Consider the following 24,051-nt stretch of genomic DNA (forward strand, 5'->3'; position numbering starts at 1 on the left):
TCAGCGACCCCCAGGGTCGGCGATGGCGCCCCGCATGATCTGGCCGGCGATCCGGGCTGCCTCACCGCTGCCACCAGGGCCGGCCTGCTCGAGCATCACGCAGACCGCGGAGACCGGCGTGCCGTTCTTGTCCAGTGCGAAGCCGATGAACCAACCGTGGTCGGGTCGGTCCGGCGCGGACTGCGCGGTGCCGGTCTTGCCACCGACCGTGTAACCGCTGATCGCGGCCTTCCGTCCGGTGCCGTTCTGGACGACGCTGACCATCATCTCGCGCAGGTCGGCGGCGATCTGCGGCTCGACGGGCTGACGCAGCTCCCGCGGCTTCGCTGTGTAGTAGCTGGTGGTCCGATCCGGGGCGAGCCACTGCTGGACCAGGTACGGCCGCATCTGGCTGCCGTTGTTGGCGATCGCCCCGGCGATCATGGCGCCTTCGAGCGGGGTCATCCGGACGTTGTTCTGGCCGATCGAGGACTGGGCCAGTGCGGCCTGGTCGGTGCTGCCGTCCGGGTTCTGGATGTCCCCGGTCCGGCTGGCCGCCGTGGGCAGACCGCCTTCGCCGAGGTGACCGACGGTGAGGTCGTCCTGCTCGAAACCGAACTGGCGGGCCTTCTCCTTGATCGTGTCGGCGCCGAGCCGCACGCCGAGTTGCGCGAAGCCGGTGTTGCACGACTCGGTGACCGCCTCCAGCAGGGTGACCTTGGGCTGCGGGCAGATCGACGGATCGGCGTTGCGGATCGGGGTGCCGGAGGTGGGCGGCGTCCAACTGGCGCCGGCCGGGATCTGGGTGGTCTTGCTGACGCCGTTCTCCAGCGCCGCCGCGGCAACCACGATCTTGAACGTGGAGCCCGGCGGCAGCGTCTCGCTGAGCGCCCGGTTCTTCAGCGGACCCGTCGGGTCCTGATCCAGCTTGTTGAACGCCGCGGCCGCCTCGTTGCCATCGTGGCTGGCCAGCGGGTTCGGGTCGAAGCTGGGCATGGAGACCAGCGCCTGCACCGCCCCGGTACGCGGGTCGATGGCGATGGCCGCGCCCCGCTTCGCCCCCACCTGGTTGTTACGCAGCTGGTTGTAGGCCGCATCCTGAGCCCGCTTGGAGAGCGCGAGCAGCACGTTGCCGCCACCGGTGTCGTCGCCGGTGAACATGTCCTTCAACCGGTCGCCGATCAACTGGTCGCTGGTGCCGGCCAGGAAGTCGTTCTCCACCCGCTCGACGCCCTGCTCCGCCAGATTGACCGGCTTGTAGCCGAGCACGTGGGCGTACTCCGCGCCGCCCGGGTAGCTGCGCAGGAACTTCAGCTTGCCGCTGGTCTCCTTGCTGGTGGCCAGCGCGGTGCCGCCGGCCTCGATGTTGCCGCGCTTGCGCTTGTAGTCGGCAACCTGGACCCGACCGTTGTAGTCGCTGGTGCGGTACTCGTCGGCCTTCTGGAACTGCACCCAGTTGAGGTTCGCGAAGAGCAGGCCGAACAGGACCATGACGACGACGCCGACGCGGCGCAGTGGTGCGTTCACGGCTTGATCACCTCCGTGGGAGCACCGTGCAGCTGCTCCGGCGCGCCACCGGCGGGTCGGGCAGCCTTGCTGGCGCTCCCGGCGACCGGCCGGCGGGCTCCGTCGGAGACCCGCAGCAGTACCGCGATGAGCAACCAGTTGGCCATCAGCGACGAGCCACCGGCGGACAGGAACGGGGTGGTCTGACCGGTCAGCGGGATGAGCTTGCTGATCCCACCGACGATCACGAAGACCTGGAGGCCGAGGGTGAACGCGAGACCGCCGGCGAGGAGCTTGCCGAACGAGTCCCGGACCGCGAGCGCGGCCCGCAGGCCCCGCTCCACGATCAACAGGTAGACGACAAGCAGGGCCGAGAGACCGAAGAGGCCGAGCTCCTCACCGAGACCGGCGAAGATGAAGTCGTTCTGCACCTCGGGCAGGATGTCCGGTTGGCCACCGCCCGGCCCGGCGCCGAAGAGCCCACCCGTGCCCAGGGCGAGCAGCCCCTGCACGAGTTGGTAGCCCTTGTCGGTCGGGTCGGCGAACGGGTCCAGCCAGATCTCCGCCCGGACGTAGAAGTTGGCGAACGGGCCGCCGACTGTCGAGCCGAGGACGTAGGCGAGGTAGGCCCCACCGAAGAAGAGGACCAGACCGATAAGCAGCCAACTGACCCGTTCGGTGGCGATGTAGAGGGTCACCACGAACATGCCGAAGTAGAGCAGCGAGGTGCCCAGGTCCTTCTCGAAGACGAGGACCAGGAGGCTGACCAGCCAGACGCCGACCACCGGGCCGAGGTCGCGCCCGCGCGGGAAGTCGATGCCGAGGAACCGTCGGCTGGCCAGCGACAGCACCTCGCGCTTGCGGACCAGGTAGTAGGCGAAAAAGACAAGCAGCGCCAGCTTGGCGAACTCACCCGGCTGGATCGAGAAGCCACCCACCCGGATCCACAGCTTCGCACCGTTGATCTCGGAGATGCTCGACGGCAGCACCGCGGGGAGCATCACCAGCACGATGCCGGCCAACCCCAGGGTGTACGCGTACCGGGAGACCGAACGGTGGTCGCGCATGAGGGCGAGCAGACCGGCGGCAAGAATCACCGCCGCGAGCGTCCACGCCAGCTGCCGACCACCGATGCCGGCGAAGATGGCCAGGCTCTCCCGCTCGGCCACCGGGGCGTCGCCCAGGTCGATCCGGCGCAGGAAGCCCACGCCGAGCCCGTTGAGCAGGGCCACCGCCGGCAGCAGCGCCGGATCGGCGAACGGGGCGAGGAACCGGATGACCAGGTGCAGTCCAAGGAAGACCGCGCCGAGCGCGGCGGCGGGCATCCAGAAGTCCGGGGTGACGGTGTCCAGCAGGTTCGCCTCGACCGTCGCCCCGTACGCGGCCACCAACGCCATGGCGAGCAGCAGCAGGGACAGCTCGGCGTTGCGGCGCGACCGCGCCAGGCGTACGCCGGACTGCTCGCCCGCGGTGGCGGGCGAGGGTGCCGGTGTGGCCGCTACGGTCACAGGTGGAGTCCTCGGGATCTCAGCCGACGCTCACTCAGGAGACCGGCAACCGGCCGGGTCGAGCGCCGGCGTGGCCGAGTCGGAGGGCGTGTTGTCGGGCGTGGTGGACGAACCGGTCGCACCGACAGCGGCGGTGGCACCGACGGTCGGGCTCGCGCTGACAACCCCGTTTGAGGTCGGAGACGCGATGGTGCTCGGGCTGCCGTTCGGGCTCGGCGGTGGATCAGCCGGTGTCGGCGTGCCGCCCGCCGCGGCGGTCGGATCGAGCGGGCAGAGCGGTTTCAGGTTGGGGTTGCTCGGGGTGTCGCTTGTCAGCTCGGAGAGCTGGCGCTCGGCGTCCGGCTCGCTCTTGGCCCGGATGCCGACCTTGACGGTGTCCTGCGCCGCGACAGTGAGGTCGTCCAGTCGGGTGCCGCTGCGGCGGTGCACTGTGGAGAGGTCCATCCCGGCGATCTGACCCTGGACGCCACGGAAGACGGCGACCTGGCCCTCCTCGGTGGCTCCCACGTAGTACTGCCGCTGGGTGTACGTCCAGCCCGCGAAGGCCCCGCCACCGAGGATCACCAGCAGGGCCAGCGCCATGGCGGCGGTCCGCACCGGGCGGCGCTTCGGCCGGTCCGGTTCGTCGTCCGAGGTCGCTGGCTCCTCGGGCGCGGGCGGACGCGGCGCGGCGAGCGCCGAGGCTCGGGCGGCCGGAGTGGAGTCGTCCGCCGAGGTCGCCATACCGCGGTCCCGAGCGGCGGCACCGCCGACGATCGGGCTCGCCTCGACGATGTCCTGATCCGTGGCATCGGCGATGATCACGGTGATGTTGTCCGGTCCGCCGCCGCGCAGCGCGAGCTGCACCAGCCGCTCGACGCACTGCTGCGGGTCGGTGTATTCCCGCAGGGTCTCGCCGATGGTTTCGGCGCTGACCACACCCGACAGGCCGTCGCTGCAGATCAGGTACCGGTCGCCGGGCAGCACCTGGCGCACCGAGTATTCCGGGTCGATGTCCCGGCCGTCGAGGGCCCGGGTGAGCAGCGACCGCTGCGGGTGGCTGCTCGCCTCCTCGGCGCTGATCCGCCCTTCGTCGACGAGCATCTGGACGTACGTGTCGTCCTTGGTGATCTGCGCGAAATCGCCGTTGCGCAGCAGGTAGGCCCGCGAGTCGCCGATGTGGACCATCCCCAGCTTGCTGCCGGTGAAGAGGGTCGCCGTCAGCGTGGTGCCCATCCCCTCGAGCTGCGGGTTGGCGTCCACCGTGTCGCGGAGTTGTTGGTTGGCGGTGCCCACGGCCGAACGCAACGCGTCGACGAGAGCGTCCCCGGGGACGTCCTCGTCGAGCGGCGCCATGGCACCGATGACGATGTTGCTGGCGACGTCACCGGCGGCCATGCCGCCCATGCCGTCGGCAACGGCGAGTAGCCGCGGTCCGGCGTAGACGGAGTCTTGATTACCGTCTCGGATCAGACCGCGGTCGCTGTGGGCCGCATAGCGCAGGGTCAGAGTCATGGCCGTAATTCGAGGGAAGTGCGGCCGATCCGGATCGGCACGCCGAGGGGGACGGGGGTTGGTCCGGTGACCTTAGCGCGATCGAGGTACGTGCCGTTAGTCGAGCCAAGATCCTCGACGTACCACTGCCCGTCACGCGCCATGAGCCGGGCGTGTCGCGCGGAGGCGTAGTCGTCGGTGATGACCAGGGTGGAGTCCTCAGCTCGACCAATGGTGATCTGTGCCTCACCGAGAGTGATCCTGGTGCCGGCCAGCTGACCGGCTGTCACTACCAGCTGGTGCGCCGCCCTGCCCCGTTTCACCTTCGCCGGCTTCGCCGCCTGCCCCGTCGAGGCGCCGACCGCGCGCGGCGCGGCAACCAGACGACCGGAGCGGGCGCCCGCGAAGAGATCCCTCCGGATCACGCCGACCACTGTGAACACGAAGATCCACAGCAGGATCAGGAACCCGAACCGGGCAACCGTGATGACCAGTTCCGGCAAGGCGGGTCAGCCGTCCACGCGGAAGGTCAGCGTCGTCGTGCCGAGCTGGACCATGTCACCGGGATTGAGTGCGACAGCGGAGACCCGCTGCCCGTTGACCATGGTGCCGTTTGTCGACCCCAGATCGGTCAGCACGACCTGGCCCCCGTCGAAATCCAACCGGGCGTGTCGCCGGGAGATGCCGACGTCGGGCAGACGCAGGCTGGCCTGATCGCCGCGACCGATCACCGTCGACCCCATCTGAAGGGGGTAGGTGCGACCGTCGCCGGAGACCAGCCGCACGTTGCGACCACCACCGTGCCCGGGCGGAGGGCCGTAGCCACCACCCTGGTCGTACGCGGGGTAGGCGGGCGGGCCGGCGTCATAGCCGGGCGCCGACACCGGGGCGACCTCGCCGCCGGTGTAGACCTCGGCTGTGACACGGAACATGCCCGTGTCCAGGCCCTCGCCTCGCTCGATCTCGACGATCACGTCGCCATAGACCGTCCAGGCCTGCTCGCCGATGAACTCCGCCTGCGACTGGGCCAACTCCTGGGCCAGCGCAGCGGCGTACGGCGCCAGCCGACTGTGGTCGAACGGCGAGAGATCGATCACGTAGCGGTTGGGCACCAACGTGCGCCCACCGGCCAGGATCGCCTTGTGCGCCTCGGCCTCCCGCTGCATGGCGTTGAGGATCTCCACGGGGTGGACCACCCCTTTGAAGACCTTGGCGAAGGCCCCTTCGACCAGGCCTTCCAGACGCTTCTCGAAGCGTTGCAGCACGCTCACCGGCTCCTCCTCGGGTCCCGAGGACATGATGGTATCCGGCCGGCGCGCGCGCAGCTCACACGCCGCTCGGCCAGGTGCTCTCGGCCCGTTCGGAAGGGCCGGGACTGCCGTGCTAATCTTTCGTCCGCCACGAACGGTAATCGTTCGTGGCGAGCGTCTGGGACAGCGTAGTATTCCCGAGGCCGCTGGAGACAGCGGGGCCGGGGCGGCTACAGTGTTCCGGGTCGTGCCACGGGGATGTGGCGGAATGGCAGACGCGCACGGTTCAGGTCCGTGTGCCCGAAAGGGCGTGGGGGTTCAACTCCCCCCATCCCCACCACCGACGAGGGCTCCGCTTACCGCGGGGCCCTTCCGTCATATCGGGGCGGGCCGGACGTCACGCTATGCTGCGATGGATTCTGCCTCCGATGGACCAGGAGTGGCGTGTGAGTGTCGCGTTGGTGACAGGGTCGGGTGGCCTGATCGGCTCCGAGGCGGTCCGGCACTTCGCCGGCCTCGGTCTGGACGTCGTCGGCATCGACAACGACATGCGCCGGTATTTCTTCGGCGAGGACGGCTCCACATCCTGGAGCCTTGAGCGGCTCGCTCGTGACCTGGGCGACTCGTACACCCATTTCGCCGTGGACATCCGGGACCGGGACGGCCTGGAGCAGGTTTTCAAGAAGTACGGCTCGGACATCGCCGTGGTGATCCACAGCGCTGCTCAGCCGAGCCACGACTGGGCGGCCAAGGAGCCGTACACGGACTTCGACGTGAACGCCGGCGGCACGCTCAACATCCTGGAGAACACCCGCCGGCACGCGATCGACGCGCCGTTCATCCACTGCTCGACAAACAAGGTCTACGGCGACCGGCCCAACAGCCTGCCGCTCATCGAGCTGGAGACACGGTACGAACTGCCCGAGGACCACCGCTGGTATCAGGGCATCACCGAAGAGATGTCGATCGACCACTCGCTGCACTCGGTCTTCGGCGCCTCCAAGGTCGCGGCGGACGTGATGGTCCAGGAGTACGGGCGCTACTTCGACATGAAGACCGCCTGCTTCCGGGGCGGCACGCTGACCGGTCCGGCGCACTCGGCGGCGGAGCTGCACGGGTTCCTGGCGTACCTGATGCGCTGCGTGATGGAGGGTCGGACATACAACCTGTTCGGCTACAAGGGCAAGATGGTCCGGGACGCGATCCACTCCCGTGACGTGCTGACCGCGTTCGAGGCGTTCTTCCGGGCCCCGCGCTCCGCGGAGGTCTACAACCTCGGTGGCGGCCGACACTCCAACACCTCCCACATCGAGGCGTTCCGGATCGCCGAGGAGATCACCGGCCGCGAGGCGCGGATCAACTACGTCGAGCAGAGCCGCACCGGCGACCACCAGTGGTATGTCAGCAGCATGGCCCGGTTCGAGGAGCAGTACCCGGACTGGAAGATCACTTACGACGTGCCGATGATCCTGCGGGAGATCTACGAGGCCAACGTCGGTAAGTGGGTATTCAAGGCATGACCGCGCGGACCAAGCGCAACGTGCTCGGCGTCCTGGTCGACGCCACCGACTACGCGACGGCGACCGATGCGGTGGTGACAGCGGCGCACGAGCGGCGTCCGCTCGCGCTTACCGCGTTGGCCGTGCACGGCGTGATGACCGGGGTGCTCGATCCGGCGCACAACGCGCGGCTCAACTCCTTCGACGTGGTCACGCCGGACGGGCAGCCGGTGCGGTGGGCGCTCAACCTGCTGCACCACGCCGGGCTCTCCGACCGGGTCTACGGGCCGACGCTGACCCTGCACGTGCTGTCGCGCTTCGCCGACGAGGGGCTGCCGGTCTACCTGTACGGCTCGACCGAGGAAACCCTCGGCCGGTTGATCCCGGCGCTGGAGCGGATGTTCCCGGCGTTGAAGATCGCCGGGGTGGAGCCGTCCAAGTTTCGGGCCGTCCAGCCGGGCGAGGACGTCGAGATCGCCGACCGCATCCGATCCAGTGGCGCCCGGCTGGTCCTGGTCGGGCTGGGCTGCCCGCGCCAGGAGGTCTTCGCGTACGCCATGCGACCGCTGCTGGACATGCCGTTGATGGCTGTCGGCGCGGCCTTCGACTATCACGCCGGGTTGCTCCGCCAGCCCCCGCGCTGGATGCAGCGTGCCGGGCTGGAGTGGTTCTGGCGTCTCGGTCTGGAGCCGAAGCGGCTCTGGCGCCGCTACGTCATCCTCAACCCGGCCTACCTGAGCCGGCTCGTCGCCCAGAAGGTCGGCCTGTGGAAGGCCCGCCCGCCGGCGCCGGCCAGCGAGCGGCCGGCGACCTTCTCGGTCTGATCCAATCCGTACGGCACGAGGCCCCACCCGGTCCACCGGGTGGGGCCTCGGTCGTGGGAGACCGGTCAGACGGTCAGGGTCCAGGTGTTGATGTAGCCGGTGTCGGCGGCGTAGGTGTCCCGCACCTGAAGTCGCCAGATGCCGTCGGCGGCCTCACCCGAGACGTTGACCGTGTACGTGGCGATCACGTTGTCGGCGCTGTCCGAGGTGCTGCTGTTCTTCAGCCGGTACGCGCTGCCGTCCGGCGCGAGCAGGTCGATGACCAGGTCACCGCGGTACGTGTGCACGATGTTCACAGCGACTGTGGAGGCCGACGAGGCGTTGCGTCCACAGCCGGAGATGGTGATGGAGCTGGTCACCGCCGAGCCGGCGTCCGGGATCGACACGTCGGAGCCGTTGGTGCCGGTGCAGCCGGTGGGCGGCGGCGGGGTGCTGCCGGTGCCCACGTAGAGCAGCAGGTTCGGCGAGCCCGAGCCGGGGTTGGTGACCACGTTGGGTGTCGCATTGGCCACCAGTTGGTTGCGGACCTGCGCCGGGGTCCAACTCGGGTTGGCGCTGGCCACCAGGGCGGCCCCTCCGACCACGTGCGGGGTGGCCATCGAGGTGCCGCTGATCGTGTTGGTCGCGGTGTTGCTGGTGTACCAGGCCGACGTGATCGACGAGCCGGGCGCGAAGATGTCCAGGCAGGTGCCGATGTTGGAGAACGACGAGCGGGCATCCGAGCTGGTCGTCGAGCCCACCGTGATGGCCTCCGTGGTACGCGCCGGCGAGGTGTTGCACGCGTTCGCGCCGTTGTCGTTGCCGGCCGCCAGGCCGTACGTCACACCCGAGGCGATCGAGTTGCGCACGGCGTTGTCCAGTGAGGTGTTCGCGCCGCCGCCGAGGCTCATGTTCGCCACGGCCGGCTTGATCGCGTTCGCGGTGACCCAGTCGACGCCGGCGATCACACCGGCGTTGGTGCCGCTGCCGGCGCAGTTCAGCACCCGTACGCCGACGAGTTGGACGGCCTTGGCCACCCCGTACGTGGATCCGCCGACGGTGCCGGCCACGTGTGTGCCGTGCCCGTTGCAGTCGTCGGCCGCTCCGCCGTCCACGGCGTCGTAGCCGGAGGTGGCCCGGCCGCCGAAGTCGTTGTGGGAGAACTTGATGCCGGTGTCGATGATGTAGGCGTGCACGTTGCTCGCCGTGTTGGGGTAGGTGTAGGAGCTGTCCAGCGGCAGGTTGCGCTGGTCGATCCGGTCCAGGCCCCAGGAGGGTGGGTTGGCCTGCGTGCCGGAGATGGACACGGTGTGGTTCTGCTCGACGTACGCCACCGCCGGGTCGGCCGCGATCCGCGCCGCCGCGCTCGCGCTCACCGTGACCTCGAACCCGCGCAGCGCAGCGCCGTAGGTGCGGGCCACAGTGCCGCCGTGGCGGCCGGAGAGCCGCTTCGCGGTGTCGCCGACCCGGTCGCGGGCCACGGCGCTGTCCTTGAGAACGACGATGTAGCTGTCCGGCACGGCGGTGGCTCCGCCGGCTGCCCTGACCACACCGGCAGGTTCGGCGGCCAGGGCTGGCGTGCCGACGGCCAGCACCGTCGCCGTGACCACCCCGACCAGTACGGACCTTCGTGGAAGACCCATCTCCTACCTCCCTCTGACCGATGGCGGAACGTGACCACCGGTCCCAACATCAATCGACGCTTGCCGATCTAGCTGAGGGTAAGTCAGCGACCGGGCAGTTGGACATGTCGGATCATCCATATCTCCGTGCGATGACCCCTACGGGCCGGACGTCCGGGGCGGACGGGGGACCGGCCCGGATTCGCCGCACCGTGATTCGGGTAAAGACTCTCGAACATGGAGAGTCACCTCACCATCCTGCTTCCGGTCGCCGCCATCTGGTTGGCGGCCGGCGTTGTCGCCGACGGGCTTCCCCGGCTGCGCAACACCCGCGTGCTGCGCCGGCGTACCGGATGGTTGCTGGTGCTGGCCTTCACCGGCGTGGCGCTCACCGCGGCCGTGCTCGCCGGCGGTCTGTTCAGTGCCGGCACCGCGCCGGTCGACCGGGCCGCCGCCGGGCTCACCCTGGCCGCCGGTCCGGCACTGGTGGCGACGGTCTGCTCGCTACGACGGATCCGCCGGCTGTGGGCCGGGGCGGGCGCGTTCGCCAGCGCCCCCGGCACGCCTGCGCCACACGGGCTGCGCGCCGCAGCGGCCCACCCGCTCGTCGGCTTGCCGCTACAGGTGACCGCGCTGGCCACGGTGCCGGCGGTGATCGGAGCGGTCGGCACCGACCTCGGAGCCGACCCGGGTGTCACCGGGCCGGCGATCACCGTGGGCGCGCTCGCGGTGATCGCCATCGGAGTCCGGCACGCGCTACGGCACAGCCGGTTCGCCGAGCGGGCACAGCCCGACGCTCCGCGATCAGCGCGGACGGCCAGCCCCCTGCACGTATAGCAGTTCCAGGATCGCCCTGGTCGCCTCGAACCAGCGGTCCAGCCAGGCCGACGGTGGCAGGCTGCCCTTGGGCGGCAATTCCATCAGCAGGCCGCGAAGCAGCGGATGGTCGGCCAGCGATCCGCTGGGCTCCATCGGCCAGCCGCTGGGCGGAAACGACGGCTCCACCAGTGGGTTCGGGTCCAGCGAAGGCAGCGAGAGCGGAATATCCGCCGACTCGGAGGCCGACGTGTCCCGCCCGCTCATCTCCTGGTCGGTCGACACCACCTCGGTCAGTACGCTGTCCCGACGCGCTCCGCGGTACTTTCCACCGAACCGCTCCGGTTTGCCCGGACCGTTGGTGAGATTGTCTGACCCGATCGTCGTCATCCGTCTCGCCTACCTCGCTCGGTTGCCGGTCGGTGCGACGGGTCGTCGACCTGCGCCGTACCGACCAGTTCAACGAGACGGGCCGCCTGTGGCGACGGGAATCCCGGCGGAACCTCGCCGACCGTCCCAACCCGCCCGGCCCTCCCCGGACACGGCAAGGCCCCCGTCCGGATCCGAATCCGGACGGGGGCCTCAGTTGACCACTCGGTCAGGCCGCGCCGAACGCACCGCCTCGGGTGCCGCCGACGAAGGCGTGCCAGTCATTCGGTGCGAAAACCAGGGCCGGGCCCGCCTTGTCCTTCGAGTCCCGCACTCCGACCGCCCCCGTCACGTACGCCACCTCCACGCAGTTGTCACAGTTCGGCCCGCTCTTCGAGCTCTTGAACCATGCTGCCTGCGTCAGGTCCACGGGGAACCTTTTGGTCGCCATTTCCACAACGGCTCCTCTGCCAGTTTTGCGATGTGTGCGACGGACTCCTCTGGACGTATGGCCGCAGCGCGGATGTGATCGAAGATGAAGCTGTACTTCTGCAGTTCGTCGCTCTTCTCGAGGAAAAGCCCACCCGTGGCGTTCTCCGCGTACACAACATCCGGATCACCGGGCTCAGGGAAGCTGAGGATCGTGAAGGTGCCGTCCATGCCGGCGTGCGCGCCTACCTCGAAGGGCAGGATCTGCAGCGTCACGTTCGGCAACTCGGCCACCTCGACCAACCGCTTGAGTTGGCCACGCATCACCTCGTCTCCGCCTACCGGCCGACGTACCACCGCCTCATCGAGTACCACCCACAGATCGACCGGATCGTCCTGGGTCAATAACGACTGACGGCCCAGACGGACACGCACCCTCTGGTGCACCTGATCGGCGGTGAAGTCTGGCCGAGCCGCTCGGATCATCGCCCCGGCGTACTCCTCGGTCTCCAGAAGACCCGGCACGACCTGCTGTTCGTACGCCCGGATCGAACTCGCCGCCGCCTCCAGCCCGACGTACGCGCCGACGAGCACCGTGCTGTACGGATGCCACCAACCTTTTTGTCGGGCCTCCCGGGCGATCTGCACCAGCTCGTCGCTCTCGGCACCCACCACCCCGTAGATCCGCAGCATGTCCCGGACGTCGCGAGGCGTGGCGGTGGTGTGCCCGGTCTCGATCCGGGAGACCTTCGACGCCGAGCACTCCAACTGCTCGGCGACCACCTCGATGGTGATCCCGGCGGACTCACGCTGGCGGCGCAGCTCGGCACCGAGCCGCCGCCTTCTGATGGTGGGACTGCGCCGCTCACTCATCGCGGAACCCGTGAGTCGCTGGTCCCCGCCGCTGGCTGCTCGACCCCACTCGGGCTACCTCCGGTCGACGCGCCACTGGCTGGCACCCGCCGGGGGCGCGACCGTCGTCCGGCGAGCGTTCGCGACAAAGGGGGTGGTGCCGGTCCTCGGCCGGCCGCGACGGGCGAAACCGGCTCCCAGTGTGCCGTCCGTACGCGGAAGGCTTCAATAGGCCTTTCGCGGGACTCGCTCACGTATCGGCAAAAGTCGACGTGCAACTTGCATCAAGCACGTCCCTGATGCACTCTGTCCGTATGGCACGGGTTACTCAGCGTCTCGGTCCGCTCCCTCGCAGTGGTGACCCCACCGAGGCGGGGAAGCCCGACACGGCGCGGGCCCGGCCGGCACGACCGAGACCTGCTCCGGGGTAATGACCCCGCCGCTGCAAGCCGGCAAGCTGCGGCGGCGGGCGCGGTTCCCGGAAGCATCCGGGTGGTGGTCGGGTGGCGGCACGCCACCAGCGAGGTACGGCCCGGCCACCACCATCCGCACCACCGGTTCACGAGGCACGACCCCGTCACCGGCCGAGACGTCCCCCGTTCAGGCACCGCCGGCACAGCTGCCGGCCAATCCTCCCCTGGAGCCCATGTGCTTCCCCGCACCGGTGACGTACTGCTCGTGACTCGCGCGGCGAGTGTCCAGTTCCTCAGGTCCATCAAGTTCCGGGTGATCCGGGTGCTGGACTGGCCCACCTACGACGGTTGGCTCTGGCTCGACGGCTACGAGTTGAACGCCGCGGGCGACGCGGTCAGCCGACGGTCGATCTTCGTCCAGCGGAACGGGTTGCAGCAACTGCAGGCCGCCCCCGAGCCCCGCCCGCACACCGTCCGGGCCCGGCGACCGGTCACCCGTACCCCGCTCCGGGTCGGCTGACCGACCCGACCCGATCCGCCGCCGGTGGGCGTGCCGTCGCCATAGAATTGGTACGCCCACCCCGGCACCGTTCCACCCGCGCGTCCAGGACCCTGACCCTGGGATGGTCATGGTCAATCAGCCCGCCCTGCGGCGGCACCACAGCTCCCGTATCGCCTATGCATGTGGACTGCTCGCTCTCCTCGGGGCGATGGTCACAGCCCTGATCCTCGTCCGCGACCCGGCGATGTCGTCCACCCGGCTGACCGCACCGGTGCCCGCACCGGAGATCACCGTGATCGACGATCACCCGCCGACGGACGGCGGTCCACCGGCAGCCGAGGAACCCGACTGGCTCGGCGCCGACGCCTCGGACAACCATGCCGCCGCCACCGAACCGACCGGGTCGGTGGCCGGCCGTGGCGCCGGCGGCCAGTCCGACGGCCGTCAGCAGCTCGGCGAAGCGGCTCCAGCCGGGCACACCGCGACGGACACCCGCCGCTCCCTGTTCTGGTCCGGGATCTTCGGCCTCACCATCTCACTGGCCGGTCTGGGCCTGGTCGGCACCCGCCGGCGAATGTGGTGACCACCGGTCAGGGCGTGCTCGTCACCGTCGGGCTCGGCGCGGTCGGGCTCACCCCGGTCGAGGGCCGGGCCTGGGAGATGATCAACAACACCTCGTCGTCGGTCGAGACGGGCGTGCCCGTTCCCGGCTCGGTGCCCACCACAGTCCCCGGCGGCAGCTCCGACGGCCGGTACACCACCTGGTAGGCAAGGCCGAGCCGGCCCAGCAACCCCTCGGCGGTGGCCTGCGGCAGGCCGGTGAGCGGCGGCACCGGCACCTCGACCGGCGCGCTGGTGGCCGGCGGGCTGCTCGGCGCCTCGCTGGTCGGCGCCGCCGAGGAGGGCGACGCGCTGGTCGGCGCGGCACTTGTGGCACTGGCTGGCGGGACTGACGGGGTGGAGCCCGGATCGTCCCGGTCGTCATCCTGCTTGGCGAGCACCAACCAGAGCGCCCCGCCGAGCAGGCCGGCGAGCAGCAGCGCGAGAACACCCCACAGGATCGGCAGCCACCATCGCCGACCGCCCTGCTCCTCGACGTACCACTCCCCGGCGGGTTCGTCCGGCCGGGGCGGCCGAACCTCGGCCCGCCCGGACCACGACGGCGAGGTCGGCCGCTCCGCAGGTAGCCGCGTCGTCTGGTCGGCAGGCGTGGCCGGTGGGACCGAAGTGGTCGGCGTGCCCGGCGGCGGGGTGGCGGCGGAACGGTCGATCGGCATGGTCTGGTCAGGCGACCCGGCGGGACGAGCCGGGACAGTCCGGTCGATCGGCGCCGTCTCGTCCGGCTCGCTGGTCGGTCGGGTCGGTAGCGGTGGCTCCGCCCGGTCGGCGGCCGGTGGCAGTGGGCGGGTCCGGTCGTCGTCGTGCTCGCCGGCGGGAGGCTCCTGGCGGTCGTCGCTCATCGCACGTCCTTTCCCGAACCGGACGGGCGTCATGGCCCTCGACCGTCAACCTAGTCGCCCAACCTGCCGTCGGCGGGGATCAGCGTGCCGAGCCGCGCCGGCCGCGGGCGCGTCGCTCCTCCTCGGCACCCACCCCGGCTGCGACGACGATCAGCTCACCGGTCTCAGCTCAGAAGGTCGGCTTCGCCGTCGGTTGTTCGGGGGCGCCCGCCCCACACCAGATGCTGACCTCGTCGTTCCACCGGGCCGGCCCGTCCTCGACCGGCTCCTGCCGGGCGACCTTTCCACTGCGGCCGCTGAGGTAACGCGGGTAGAGGCCCTCGTCGACCAACTCGTCGACGGCTTTGGCGCAGTCCTTTCCGACCACGTCCGGCACCTCGGCCGCGGGCGCTGGCCCGGCCACCTGAAGTTGCACGGTCGTGCCCCGGGCAACCTCGGCGCCCACGGCCGGCGAGGTGCTCTCGACCGTACGACCGGCTCCGCCGCCGAAGACCAGCCGCCAGCCCAGCCGCTGCTCGCGCAGCATGTCCCGGGCCTGCACGAAGTCGGTGCCGACCACCGGTGGCACGGTCAGGCCGGCTCCCCTGGTCGCCGTGGCGGAGGTCCGGACGGCCGACGGCGTGGTCCGGCCGGTGCTCGGCCGAGGTGCGGTCGCCCGGCTGGTCGGCGGGCTGGTCGTGGTCGCGGCGGCCAGCGGATCCCCCGGGGGTTTGTCGCCGTCGCCGGCCAGCAGCCAGCCGCCGGTCGCGCCGATCGCGGCGAGCAGCACAACGGCCAACCCACCACCCAGCAGCACGCTGGCCCGGCTCGCGCCGCCGCCCGCGGCATCCTGCGGGTCCGTGCTCGTGTCCGTCATACCGCCCACCGCCTCATCACCGGCGACCGTACCGCCCGCCGCCCAATCCGCCGCACCGACGGTCCGTCCATACCGGCGGGTCGTTGCGACTCGCCGCGCCGACGACGGGACGTTACGCTGCCCGGCATGGCCAGACAGGGCTGGGGAGTGTCGATCGCAACAGCGATCGGGGTCGCTGCCGGCGCGGGCGCCGCGCAACTGGGCTTCGGCTACGGGCTCGGCGTCATCACCTGGACGCCCACCGATGCCGGAGCCACCGACACGGCCTGGGCCGACGGCCTCGCCTGGGCCACCTGGCTCGCCGCCAGCTCGACGGTCCTCGGCGCGGTCTGTGCGCAGCGGCTCCACCAACGCGGGACGCCGAGGACGGCCAAGCCGCCGATGACCGGTCCGGAGGCGACCGAGGTTTCCGACTCGGCGACCGCCGCGGATCCACCTGCCGCCGACAACACCGGCCCGGAGCCGACGGACAGCCGATCGCCGCAGGTGGCCGAGGCGCCGTCCGCCGAGCGGGGTGGGTTGCTGCGGCGGGTGGTCCTGGCGCTCGGCGCCGGGATCGGCGGGCTGGTCACCGTACTGCTGATCGCCGTTCCCGCGCGGGTCGCGACCGGCGCCGACACCGGGGCGCCGCAACGGACCGCCGCCGTGCAGGCGACGCTGGGCATCCTGATCGGCGTGCTCGTCGCCAGCTGGGCGCTTCGCTCCCGGGCCGCCGCGATAAACGTGACAGCGACTGCCGCCTGGCTCTGGCTGCTCGCGGTGGTCTCGGTGATCGACGGGGTACGCGTCGGACGCGGGCTGACCGGCGCCCAGCTCGGCACCTGGCGGCTCGATCCGGACCACCCGCGGTACTGGATCTCCGACCAGCTCTACTGGCCCGGCGCGCTGTTGGCACTCGTGCCCGCGCTGCTGATCGGCGTGCTGGCCGCCCGGCGGACGGCCCGGTCGGCCGGGCACCGCGTCGGGGCCGCGGCCTCCGGGGCTGCCGGTCCGGTGCTCGTCGCGCTCGCCTACCTGACCACCCTGCCGCACTGGTCGACGCTGGGTCCCGCGCAGCTCTCCACCCAACTGATCGCCCCGTACGCGGTGATCGCCGGGATCGGCGGCTCCGTGCTCGCCGCTGTCCTCGCCGATCGCGCCGAGCGGAGTCGGGCGGCCCACCGGAGCGCGGCTGCCTCGGCCACGAGGACGGACCCCCGCCCGGCTGCTCAGGTCGACTCGACCGGGGCCACCGTGGACGGGCCGACCCCGGCCCATCGGGCCGACCCGGCTCCGACAGCCCAACCCGACTCCGAGTCGTCGACTTCCGGCTTGTCCGCCGACACCGCGGGCCGGCGCGGCAGAGCCGACACCGCACCGCGGACGACCAGGACGGGCTCCGCAGCGGGCGAGGGTGCCGTACCCCGGGTGCCCACGCCGCGTACCGAGCCGGATCTCTCCGGTCCCGCCGAGGCCGCGGAGGATCCGCCGCCGAGCGGTCGACGCCCCCGCGCAACACGCCGATCCGCCCCTCCCACCACCAGCGACTGAGCCCAGCCGCCGGGCGGCGGTGGGGTCAGGGCACCGGCCAGGTGTGGACGGGTTCGTTGGCGCGCTGGAGTTCCGCGTAGCGCTGAACCATGTGGTGCAGCGCGGCCGATCGGTCCATGCCCTGCCGCCGCTCCGCCGCCCACACTGCCTCGGTCTGCCAGACGGCACCGTTGCGGCCGGTGCGGCAGCGCTGCTCGATGATGCCGAGCAGCCGGTCCCGCTGCTCCGGGGCGACGCCGAAGCCGTCCAGGCCGGCCGCGGCGGTGGGCAGCAACCGCTCCAGCACCAGCTTGGTGACCGGCACGTCGCCGAGCCCGGGCCAGTGCAGCACGGCGTCGAGGCCACGTCGGGCGGCGGCTTGGAAGTTCTCCTCGGCGGAACTGAAGGTGAGTTGGCTCCAGATCGGGCGGTCCGCCTCGGCCAGACCCCGCGCCAGCCCGAAGTAGAAGGCCGCGTTGGCGAGCATGTCCACCACCGTCGGGCCGGCCGGCAGCACCCGGTTCTCCACTCGCAGGTGCGGCCGGCCGTTCATGATGTCGTAGACCGGGCGGTTCCACCGGTAGACAGTGCCGTTGTGCAGCCGCAACTCCCCGAGCTGCGGCACACCGCCGGCATGCAGCACCTCCACCGGGTCCTCGTCCTCGCAGATCGGCAGCAGCGGCGGAAAATACCTGACGTTCTCCTCGAAAAGATCGAAGATCGAGGTGATCCACCGTTCGCCGAACCACACCCGGGGCCGTACGCCCTGGGCCTTGAGTTCGTCCGGACGCGTGTCGGTGGCCTGCTGGAACAGGGCGATCCGGGTTTCGGCCCACAGTTGACGCCCGTACAGGAAGGGGCTGTTCGCCCCGATCGCCACCTGCACCCCGGCGATGGCCTGGGAGGCGTTCCAGTAGTCGGCGAAGCTGTCCGGTGCGACCTGGAGGTGGAACTGGAGGCTGGTGCAGGCAGCCTCGGGGGCGATCGAGTCGGTGTGCGTCCGCAACTGCTCGACGCCACGGATGTCCAGCTCGATGTCCTCGCCGCGGGCGCCGACGATCTGGTCGTTGAGCACCCGGTAGCGCTCGTTTGTGGAGAGATTGTCCTCGACCAGGTGCCCCTCGGTGAGGGTGGGCAGGATGCCGACCAGGACGATCTTCGCGTCGGACCTGGCCGCGCGCTCGTCGGCTCTGGAGAGGCTGCCGCGCAGGTCGTGCTCGTAGTCGGCGAAGCCGGTGCCCTCGATCAGTCGGGGTTCGGCGTTGAGTTCCAGGTTGAACTGCCCCAGCTCGGTCTGGAACAGCGGGTCGGCGATGTCGGCGAGGATCTCTTCGTTGCGCATCGCCGGCTCGGCCGCCGAGTCGACCAGGTTGAGTTCGATCTCCAGGCCGGTCATCGGCCGGTCGGCGTCGAACCCGAAGTCGTCAAGCATGAGGGCGAAGACATCCAGGCACCGCCGCACCTTCTGCCGATAGCGGACGCGATCATCCCGGGTGAAGGCGCCCTGCGAGACGTCCCTGCCCATGTGTCCTCCCGGCAGCCGGCGCAGTCGGGATTCTTCCGTCCCGGAAAGCGCATTGTGAACCCTCCACGGTAAGAGCGCCCACCTGACCGGGCCAGAGGCCGACGGCGGTGTTCCGACATCGACCGGAGCGGACGCACTCGTGGCGCCATCTGTACCCCGTTCGTCGACCCACCGGACGCGATGGCGGCGCGAGCAGGTCGTGACAAATACCACGACGACGACACCGGGCCCACGCCGAGGTGCGGCGTGGGCCCGGTGTACCGGCGATACGGGGCAGATCAGGCCTGGCGGACGGCCTCGCCCTCGATCTCGATCTTGATCTTGCGGCTGACCAGCACGCCCCCGGTCTCCAGGGCGACGTTCCAGGTCAGGCCGAACTCCTCGCGGTCGATCTCGGTGCTCGCGGAGAAACCGAAGATGTCCTGACCGAACGGGCTGCGGCCGACACCCTCGAACTCCACCTCCAGCTCGACCGGCCGGGTAACGTCCTTGATGCTCAGCTCACCGGTGAGCACGAACTCGCTGCCACGACGGGACTTGACCCCGGTGCTGCGGAACTCGAGCGTCGGGAACTTCTCGGAGTCCAGGAACTCGGGGCTGCGCAGGTGTGCGTCCCGGTCGGTCTGGGTGGTGTCGATGCTGGCCGCCTGGATGGTCGCGACGACCGACGACTGCAGCGGGTCCTCGGCGATGGTGATGGTGGCGGTCGCCTCCTTGAACTCACCGCGAACCTTGCTCACCATCATGTGCCGGGCAACGAAGCCCACCCGCTTGTGCGCCACGTCGAGGGCGTAGGTGCCAGCCGCCGGGATGGTGAGGCCGTCCCAGTCGCGGGTAACCGCATCGATGCTGCTGGTCATGCTGCTGTCCTCCAGGAGATTGTTTAGTAGCCCAACGACTGCTGGAGCAAATGTAACCGCAACAATATTCCCTCTGTCAAGTACTGGTAGGATTAACGAGTGACCAACGTCTTCGACGATCCCCGGATCACCGCCGTCGGCCTGCTCTTCGAGGCACACGCCGGGCTGTCAGCCCGGTTCACCGCCCAACTCGAGGAGCACGGCCTCTCCGCGGTCGAGTTCGAGGTCATCACCCGACTGGCCCGCTCGCCGGGCAACCAACTACGAATGACCGACCTCGCCGCGCAGACCTCGTTGTCGACGAGCGGCGTGACCCGGGTGGTGGACCGGATGGAACGTGACGGGTTGCTGACCCGGCGGGCCTGCCCGAACGACCGACGCAGCTCGTACGCGGTGGTCACCTCCGCCGGGATGCAACGACTGAACGAGACGCTACCCGGGCATCTACAGATGATCGAGCAATGGTTCACCGGCCAACTCGATCCGGAGGCACTGGCGGCCCTGCTCGACGGGCTGCGGCGGGTGCGCGACGCCGCGCATCCGTGCGCCACCGCCGGCAGCGACGACATCAGCCCCGAGCAGGAGACCGCCCCCACCCGGCCCTGAGCACCGGGCGTCGACGGTTGCCAGCACCGGCAGAAAGACCGGCAGAACTGAGCCGGCCAAGCCGAAGAATTCGGCCTAACCCGACTTTCTGCTCCCGCGGCGGTGGCAGGCTTCCTGCACCGGGGATTCACCGGGGGGTGACGGCGCGGGCGAACAGCGAGGGGTAGCACCAAGGGGGCTCTTCGTCCGCGCCACTCTCCCCGCCCGCGTGCGAGGGCACCGGGCCCGCCTATGGCGCTTCCGGGCCACTGCGGGCGGCCGTCAGCGCGTAGAGCAGTCCCGACTCCTGCGGCAGCAGCCGAATGCCGCTCTCCTCGCAGACCCGTTCCAGCCGCTCCAGGATCGCCGGGTCCGCGGTGCTCGCCGCCAGTCCCACAAGCGCCTCCACCACGTCTCGGCGCTCCTGACCTTTGGCGTCGGCGGCGGCGGCGAACCACTCGGCGGCCAACTCCCGGTCGCCCCGGTGCAGCGCCAGATTCCCTTCGATCAACGCACAGAGCCCCGCCTCCGGGCCGCCCGCGGACAGCGCCGCGTCCTCCGCGCGTTGCCTCGGTGCCACAGTCCGCCGGGCCGGCGCTCGCGGTGAATCGGCCGCCACCACGCGCAGCTCGGTGAGCACCTCTGTCGCTTCCGCGGCCCGCCCGTCCTGAGCGAGCGCCAACCCGATCTTCCCGAGCACCCGACTGCGGCGTTTCGGATCACCCAGCTCGGTCAACGCCGCGATCGCCCGCCGGCCCTGGTCGACGGCGTCCGCGTACCAGCCCTCCAGGCGGGCGACCTCGGCTCGATTGACCCAGGCCTGCACCCGAAGGCGATGCTCCCCACTCTCGGCGGCGAGCCGGTCCATCGCGGCGAGCCTGCGGCGGGCCGCGGCCAGGTCACCGGATCGGATCTCGTGCCAGGCAAGACTGTGCTGGGCCACCGCCAGATCCCGGGTACGTCCGTTGCGGGCGGCCAACCGCAGCGCCGTCTCGGCCTGCTCGCGAGCCTCGTCCTGCCCGCCGACGGAGATCAGCAGGGTGCCGAGGACGTCTCGCGCCTCCAACTCTCCGGTGACATCGCCGGCCTGTCGGAAGATGTCCAACGCCGCACGCGCCGTCGACAGCTCCTCGGCGCCCGCACCGTGCTCGGCCGCGAGCCGGGCAACCCCGAGCGCGGCCCAGCCACGCAGGATCGGATCGGCGTCGGCGGTCCGCGGGTCCGCCAGCAACCGCCGCAGCCACCGTCGCCCGGCGACGTCGCGCCCACGGAACCGCCACCAGCGGGGCAGGCACGCCGCCAGCCGCAGCGCGGTCAGCGGGTCGTCAGTGGTCGCGTGGGCCAGCGACGAGCTGATGTCACTGCTCATCTCGTCCAGCCGGTGCACCGCCTCGGGCAACCGGGGGCCGACCAGGTCGTTCGCGGTCCGCGCCACCAGGCGCGCGATCACCTCGGCGTGCCGACGTCGGATGCAGGTCAGCTCACCCGCGCCGGCCGCCTGCTCGACAGCGTAGTCGCGGACCGCGTCGAGCAGCCGGAACCGGAACGGTCCGGTGCCGCGTACGCTCAGCAACCCGAGCTCGACGAGCCGGTCCAGCAGCGGAACGGGGTCGATCGCCACAGTGCCGTCCCGGTCGGCCTCGTCGCCGAGCATCTCCTCGGCCAGCTCCACCGACCAGCGGTCGTCGAACACGGCAAGCTGCCGCAGCGCTGCCCGCTCATCGGGCGCCAGCAGTCGGTAGCTGGTCGCGACCGCGTCGCGCAGGGTGGCCGACACCGCCGCCGGCCCCGGGTCCGACTCGCTGGAATGACGGGCGGGCGCATCCGGGGTGTCCCAGCCGGGGCGGGCCGCCGGATCGACGGGAGTGGCGAGGTCGAGCACGCGGTCGCCGTACCGGTCAAGCAGCTCGGTGAGGTCGAGCAGCCGACCCCGGGCGGCCATCAGCTCGATGGCCAGCGGCAGCCCTCCCAGCCGGCGGACCAGCGCGGCGAGCGCCGGCAGCTCGTCGGGGGTGGGCGGCTCCCGACGGACCTGAGCCAGCCGGGAGGTGAACAACGCGACTGCCGGCCAGGATTCGAGGGCGGCCGCCCCAGCGCGTTCGGCGCCCGGTGGCGGCACGTCGAGCGGCGCGACCGGCCAGACCCTCTCGCCGGACAGTCCGACCGGGTGCCGCCCGGTGACCAGCACCCGCAACGACGGCACGGCGCCGATCAGCCGGTGCAGCGTCGTGGCCACCGGACCCGGCGCATGCTCCACCGCGTCCATCACCAGCAGCGCCGGCCGTCCGGCGAGCCGGGCCACGAGCTCCGGCAGCCGTGCCGCGTTCAGCACGGCCATCGAGGCGGCGAACACGTCCGGCCCGTCCGCGCCCTCAGCGACAAGCATCCCGGCCACACCGCCCGGGTGGGCGACGGCCACCAGGTGTGCCACCGCCGTTGCCAGCGCGGTCTTGCCGACCCCGGCCAACCCGACCAGGCTCACCAGCCGAGGTCCGCGCTCCGCCGTCAGCATCTCGGCCAGCTCGGTGAGGTCGCGATCCCGGCCGACAAGCGCGACCGGCGGCGGGAGTGTGATCGGCGGGTTGGTGGATGCCGCCCGCGACGGCGTCCGGTCACCGATCCCGAGCGCCGTCGCTGTGGTGTCCGGCCAGGGTGACTCAGCGCCGGAGGGGCCGCGGGCGGCGGCCAGGAACGCCGCCCGGCTGGTGCCGGTCAGGGCCAACGCCGTGGCGAGCAACTCGACAGTGGTGCGTTGCGGCCGAACCGACCGGCCCCGCTCCAGGTCACGCACCGTTCGCACACCCACCCCGGCCCGGGACGCCAACTCGGCCTGGGTCAGGCCGACGGCGCGTCGATGCTCGCGGAGCAGCTCCGGCAGGGAGGTACGACCAGCCGGGCTCCGGGACCGATCATGATCCGGAGTCATGGCCACGAAGAGTACGGATGGACTACGACCGTCGGCAGCCGAACGTCGGGCTACCGACGCCCGTTCGCCGATAATCCGACAGCCCTACGGACAGCCCTACCGGGGCCGATCGGTAGGGCTACGCGGCGGACCTTCAGAGACCCAGATCGCGAGCGATGATCATGCGTTGCACCTCGCTGGTGCCCTCGCCGATCTCCAGGATCTTGGAGTCCCGCCAGAATCGGGCCACCGGGTACTCGTTCATGAAGCCGTACCCGCCGTGGATCTGGGTGGCCTCCCGGGCGTTGTCCACAGCGATCGTGCTGGCGTGCAGTTTGGCGATGGCGGCCTGGCGCTTGAACGGCTCGCCGGCCAGCATCCGGGCGGCGGCGTCGTAGTAGGCCAGTCGAGCGGTGTGTGCCTTCAGCTCCATGTCGGCGATCTTGAACTGGATGGCCTGGTTGGCGCCGATCGGCCGGCCGAACGCGTGCCGCTCCTTCGCGTACTTGATCGACTCGTCGACGCAGCCCTGGGCGAGGCCGACCGCCAGCGCGGCGATGGCGATCCGACCCTCGTCGAGGATCCGCAGGAACTGGGCGAAGCCCCGGCCCCGCTCGCCGAGCAGATTGGCCGCCGGCACCCGGCAGTCGTCGAACGTCAGCTCGTGAGTGTCCGAGGCGGTCCACCCGACCTTGGAGTAGCCAGGTGCCACTGTGAAACCGGGCGTGCCGGTCGGCACGATGATCGTCGACAGCTCCTTGGAGCCGTCCGGGCTCGTGCCGGTCACCGCCGTGACGGTCACCATGGCCGTGATGTCGGTCCCCGAGTTGGTGATGAACGCCTTCGACCCGTTGATCACCCACTCGTCACCGTCGAGCACCGCCCGGGTCTGGGTGCCGGCGGCGTCCGAGCCGGTGCCCGGCTCGGTGAGACCGAACCCGGCCAGCGCCTCGCCGCTGAGCAGTCTGGGCAGCCACGTCGCCTTCTGCTCCGCCGTGCCGAACCGGTAGATCGGCATCGCACCCAGCGAGACCGCCGCCTCCAGCGTGATGGCCACGCTGGAGTCGACCCGGGCCAGCTCCTCCAGGGCCAGGCAGAGCGCGAAGTAGTCGCCACCCATGCCGCCGTGCTCCTCGTCGAAGGGCAGGCCGAACAGGCCCATCTTGCCCATCTGCCGGATCACCTCGTACGGGAAGGTGTGCTGCTCGTAGTGCTCGGCGATGACCGGGGCGACCACCTGGCGCGCGAAGTCCCGCACGCTCTCCCGCAGCGCCGCTTGTTCGTCGGTGAGTCGGAAGTCCATCTCATCCTCCTGTAAGGACGGTCCGTC

General features: G+C 70.7%; 22 protein-coding genes and 1 tRNA gene. 8 read left to right on the forward strand and 15 right to left on the reverse strand.

Translation table 11 applies throughout. The features are described 5' to 3' along the window. Genes ABZU25_RS07515 through ABZU25_RS07535 form a run of 5 tightly spaced genes read right to left on the reverse strand, consistent with a single transcriptional unit; the run spans position 1 to position 5,764 of the window. Positions 1–1,506, reverse strand: coding sequence for a penicillin-binding protein 2 (locus tag ABZU25_RS07515; RefSeq protein ID WP_355028498.1), 1,506 nt, complete (start codon positions 1,504–1,506; stop codon positions 1–3). Beyond that, positions 1,503–2,993 (reverse strand): FtsW/RodA/SpoVE family cell cycle protein, encoded by a 1,491-nt coding sequence (locus ABZU25_RS07520; protein WP_355028499.1) that lies wholly within the window; start codon positions 2,991–2,993, stop codon positions 1,503–1,505. Before ABZU25_RS07520 ends, ABZU25_RS07515 begins: the two co-directional genes overlap by 4 nt. A gap of 30 nt (positions 2,994–3,023) precedes the next feature. Next, a complete protein-coding gene (locus ABZU25_RS07525) occupies positions 3,024–4,487 on the reverse strand; it encodes a PP2C family serine/threonine-protein phosphatase (protein ID WP_355028500.1) in 1,464 nt (487 codons plus the stop codon). Next, positions 4,484–4,969, reverse strand: a complete 486-nt coding sequence (locus ABZU25_RS07530; RefSeq protein WP_355028501.1) for an FHA domain-containing protein — start codon at positions 4,967–4,969, stop codon at positions 4,484–4,486. Before ABZU25_RS07530 ends, ABZU25_RS07525 begins: the two co-directional genes overlap by 4 nt. A 6-nt stretch (positions 4,970–4,975) precedes the next feature. Continuing rightward, positions 4,976–5,764 carry a DUF3662 and FHA domain-containing protein gene (locus tag ABZU25_RS07535; protein WP_355028502.1) on the reverse strand — a complete coding sequence of 263 codons (789 nt, stop codon included), beginning with the start codon at positions 5,762–5,764 and terminating at the stop codon, positions 4,976–4,978. A gap of 206 nt (positions 5,765–5,970) precedes the next feature. Between ABZU25_RS07535 and ABZU25_RS07540 the strand changes: the two genes are divergently transcribed. The 3 genes from ABZU25_RS07540 (at position 5,971) to ABZU25_RS07550 (ending at position 8,039) form a co-directional block, all read left to right on the forward strand. Continuing rightward, positions 5,971–6,056, forward strand: a tRNA-Leu gene (locus tag ABZU25_RS07540). A 64-nt stretch (positions 6,057–6,120) separates the two neighbouring features. Continuing rightward, on the forward strand, positions 6,121–7,236 hold the full coding sequence (locus tag ABZU25_RS07545) for an NAD-dependent epimerase/dehydratase family protein (protein WP_355028503.1): 1,116 nt from the start codon (positions 6,121–6,123) through the stop codon (positions 7,234–7,236). Beyond that, positions 7,233–8,039, forward strand: a complete 807-nt coding sequence (locus ABZU25_RS07550) for a WecB/TagA/CpsF family glycosyltransferase (RefSeq protein ID WP_355028504.1) — start codon at positions 7,233–7,235, stop codon at positions 8,037–8,039. The genes ABZU25_RS07545 and ABZU25_RS07550 overlap by 4 nt, the downstream gene beginning before the upstream one ends. 65 nt (positions 8,040–8,104) lie before the next feature. On the opposite strand, the gene ABZU25_RS07555 is transcribed toward ABZU25_RS07550, so the two are convergent. Further along, positions 8,105–9,661, reverse strand: coding sequence for a S8 family serine peptidase (locus tag ABZU25_RS07555; protein ID WP_355028505.1), 1,557 nt, complete (start codon positions 9,659–9,661; stop codon positions 8,105–8,107). 216 nt (positions 9,662–9,877) lie between these two features. On the opposite strand from ABZU25_RS07555, the gene ABZU25_RS07560 reads away from it, so the two are divergent. After that, a complete protein-coding gene (locus tag ABZU25_RS07560; RefSeq protein ID WP_355028506.1) occupies positions 9,878–10,477 on the forward strand; it encodes a hypothetical protein in 600 nt (199 codons plus the stop codon). Here the strand turns inward: ABZU25_RS07560 and ABZU25_RS07565 are convergent. The 3 genes from ABZU25_RS07565 to ABZU25_RS07575 form a co-directional block, all read right to left on the reverse strand. Beyond that, a complete protein-coding gene (locus tag ABZU25_RS07565; protein ID WP_355028507.1) occupies positions 10,445–10,846 on the reverse strand; it encodes a hypothetical protein in 402 nt (133 codons plus the stop codon). The two genes, ABZU25_RS07560 and ABZU25_RS07565, sit on opposite strands and share 33 nt — an antisense overlap. A 208-nt stretch (positions 10,847–11,054) precedes the next feature. Then, positions 11,055–11,276, reverse strand: a complete 222-nt coding sequence (locus tag ABZU25_RS07570; protein WP_355028508.1) for a DUF397 domain-containing protein — start codon at positions 11,274–11,276, stop codon at positions 11,055–11,057. Next, positions 11,246–12,127, reverse strand: a complete 882-nt coding sequence (locus tag ABZU25_RS07575; RefSeq protein ID WP_110562910.1) for a helix-turn-helix transcriptional regulator — start codon at positions 12,125–12,127, stop codon at positions 11,246–11,248. Before ABZU25_RS07575 ends, ABZU25_RS07570 begins: the two co-directional genes overlap by 31 nt. A 627-nt stretch (positions 12,128–12,754) precedes the next feature. On the opposite strand from ABZU25_RS07575, the gene ABZU25_RS07580 reads away from it, so the two are divergent. Both ABZU25_RS07580 and ABZU25_RS07585 read left to right on the forward strand, forming a co-directional pair. Further along, complete coding sequence (locus ABZU25_RS07580; RefSeq protein ID WP_355028509.1) at positions 12,755–13,039, forward strand: hypothetical protein; 285 nt, start codon at positions 12,755–12,757, stop codon at positions 13,037–13,039. 103 nt (positions 13,040–13,142) lie between these two features. Then, a complete protein-coding gene (locus ABZU25_RS07585; protein ID WP_355028510.1) occupies positions 13,143–13,604 on the forward strand; it encodes a hypothetical protein in 462 nt (153 codons plus the stop codon). Positions 13,605–13,611: 7 nt separating this feature from the next. Here the strand turns inward: ABZU25_RS07585 and ABZU25_RS07590 are convergent, their stop codons facing one another. Beyond that, positions 13,612–14,481, reverse strand: coding sequence for a PASTA domain-containing protein (locus ABZU25_RS07590; RefSeq protein WP_355028511.1), 870 nt, complete (start codon positions 14,479–14,481; stop codon positions 13,612–13,614). Positions 14,482–14,650: 169 nt separating this feature from the next. Continuing rightward, positions 14,651–15,337, reverse strand: coding sequence for a PASTA domain-containing protein (locus ABZU25_RS07595; protein WP_355028512.1), 687 nt, complete (start codon positions 15,335–15,337; stop codon positions 14,651–14,653). Positions 15,338–15,463: 126 nt separating this feature from the next. Between ABZU25_RS07595 and ABZU25_RS07600 the strand changes: the two genes are divergently transcribed. Further along, positions 15,464–16,867: a hypothetical protein gene (locus ABZU25_RS07600; RefSeq protein ID WP_355028513.1), complete on the forward strand. Its 1,404-nt coding sequence runs from the start codon at positions 15,464–15,466 to the stop codon at positions 16,865–16,867. Positions 16,868–16,892: 25 nt separating this feature from the next. Here ABZU25_RS07600 and ABZU25_RS07605 read toward each other — a convergent pair whose 3' ends face one another. Together ABZU25_RS07605 and ABZU25_RS07610 are read right to left on the reverse strand one after the other, a co-directional pair. Next, on the reverse strand, positions 16,893–18,371 hold the full coding sequence (locus tag ABZU25_RS07605; protein ID WP_355028514.1) for a glutamate--cysteine ligase: 1,479 nt from the start codon (positions 18,369–18,371) through the stop codon (positions 16,893–16,895). A 278-nt stretch (positions 18,372–18,649) separates the two neighbouring features. Then, a complete protein-coding gene (locus ABZU25_RS07610; RefSeq protein ID WP_355028515.1) occupies positions 18,650–19,231 on the reverse strand; it encodes a YceI family protein in 582 nt (193 codons plus the stop codon). 99 nt (positions 19,232–19,330) lie between these two features. Between ABZU25_RS07610 and ABZU25_RS07615 the strand changes: the two genes are divergently transcribed. Beyond that, on the forward strand, positions 19,331–19,837 hold the full coding sequence (locus ABZU25_RS07615; protein WP_355028516.1) for a MarR family transcriptional regulator: 507 nt from the start codon (positions 19,331–19,333) through the stop codon (positions 19,835–19,837). A gap of 229 nt (positions 19,838–20,066) precedes the next feature. On the opposite strand, the gene ABZU25_RS07620 is transcribed toward ABZU25_RS07615, so the two are convergent. After that, positions 20,067–22,742, reverse strand: coding sequence for a helix-turn-helix domain-containing protein (locus ABZU25_RS07620; protein ID WP_355028517.1), 2,676 nt, complete (start codon positions 22,740–22,742; stop codon positions 20,067–20,069). A 133-nt stretch (positions 22,743–22,875) separates the two neighbouring features. After that, positions 22,876–24,024, reverse strand: coding sequence for an acyl-CoA dehydrogenase family protein (locus ABZU25_RS07625; RefSeq protein WP_355028518.1), 1,149 nt, complete (start codon positions 24,022–24,024; stop codon positions 22,876–22,878). Between the last annotated feature and the right edge of the window lie 27 nt (positions 24,025–24,051).

Origin of the sequence: Micromonospora sp. NPDC005215, from assembly GCF_040607915.1 — a bacterium.
Taxonomy (GTDB): domain Bacteria; phylum Actinomycetota; class Actinomycetes; order Mycobacteriales; family Micromonosporaceae; genus Micromonospora.

Bases quoted from the DNA above. Each gene is read 5' to 3' on its own strand.
- ABZU25_RS07525 (WP_355028500.1), bottom strand. From the start codon at position 4,487: ATGACTCTGACCCTGCGCTATGCGGCCCACAGCGACCGCGGTCTGATC.
- ABZU25_RS07535 (WP_355028502.1), bottom strand. From the start codon at position 5,764: ATGTCCTCGGGACCCGAGGAGGAGCCGGTGAGCGTGCTGCAACGCTTC.
- ABZU25_RS07545 (WP_355028503.1), top strand. From the start codon at position 6,121: ATGCTGCGATGGATTCTGCCTCCGATGGACCAGGAGTGGCGTGTGAGT.
- ABZU25_RS07550 (WP_355028504.1), top strand. From the start codon at position 7,233: ATGACCGCGCGGACCAAGCGCAACGTGCTCGGCGTCCTGGTCGACGCC.
- ABZU25_RS07555 (WP_355028505.1), bottom strand. From the start codon at position 9,661: ATGGGTCTTCCACGAAGGTCCGTACTGGTCGGGGTGGTCACGGCGACG.
- ABZU25_RS07560 (WP_355028506.1), top strand. From the start codon at position 9,878: ATGGAGAGTCACCTCACCATCCTGCTTCCGGTCGCCGCCATCTGGTTG.
- ABZU25_RS07565 (WP_355028507.1), bottom strand. From the start codon at position 10,846: ATGACGACGATCGGGTCAGACAATCTCACCAACGGTCCGGGCAAACCG.
- ABZU25_RS07570 (WP_355028508.1), bottom strand. From the start codon at position 11,276: ATGGCGACCAAAAGGTTCCCCGTGGACCTGACGCAGGCAGCATGGTTC.
- ABZU25_RS07575 (WP_110562910.1), bottom strand. From the start codon at position 12,127: ATGAGTGAGCGGCGCAGTCCCACCATCAGAAGGCGGCGGCTCGGTGCC.
- ABZU25_RS07585 (WP_355028510.1), top strand. From the start codon at position 13,143: ATGGTCATGGTCAATCAGCCCGCCCTGCGGCGGCACCACAGCTCCCGT.
- ABZU25_RS07590 (WP_355028511.1), bottom strand. From the start codon at position 14,481: ATGAGCGACGACCGCCAGGAGCCTCCCGCCGGCGAGCACGACGACGAC.
- ABZU25_RS07595 (WP_355028512.1), bottom strand. From the start codon at position 15,337: ATGACGGACACGAGCACGGACCCGCAGGATGCCGCGGGCGGCGGCGCG.
- ABZU25_RS07600 (WP_355028513.1), top strand. From the start codon at position 15,464: ATGGCCAGACAGGGCTGGGGAGTGTCGATCGCAACAGCGATCGGGGTC.
- ABZU25_RS07605 (WP_355028514.1), bottom strand. From the start codon at position 18,371: ATGGGCAGGGACGTCTCGCAGGGCGCCTTCACCCGGGATGATCGCGTC.
- ABZU25_RS07610 (WP_355028515.1), bottom strand. From the start codon at position 19,231: ATGACCAGCAGCATCGATGCGGTTACCCGCGACTGGGACGGCCTCACC.
- ABZU25_RS07620 (WP_355028517.1), bottom strand. From the start codon at position 22,742: ATGACTCCGGATCATGATCGGTCCCGGAGCCCGGCTGGTCGTACCTCC.
- ABZU25_RS07625 (WP_355028518.1), bottom strand. From the start codon at position 24,024: ATGGACTTCCGACTCACCGACGAACAAGCGGCGCTGCGGGAGAGCGTG.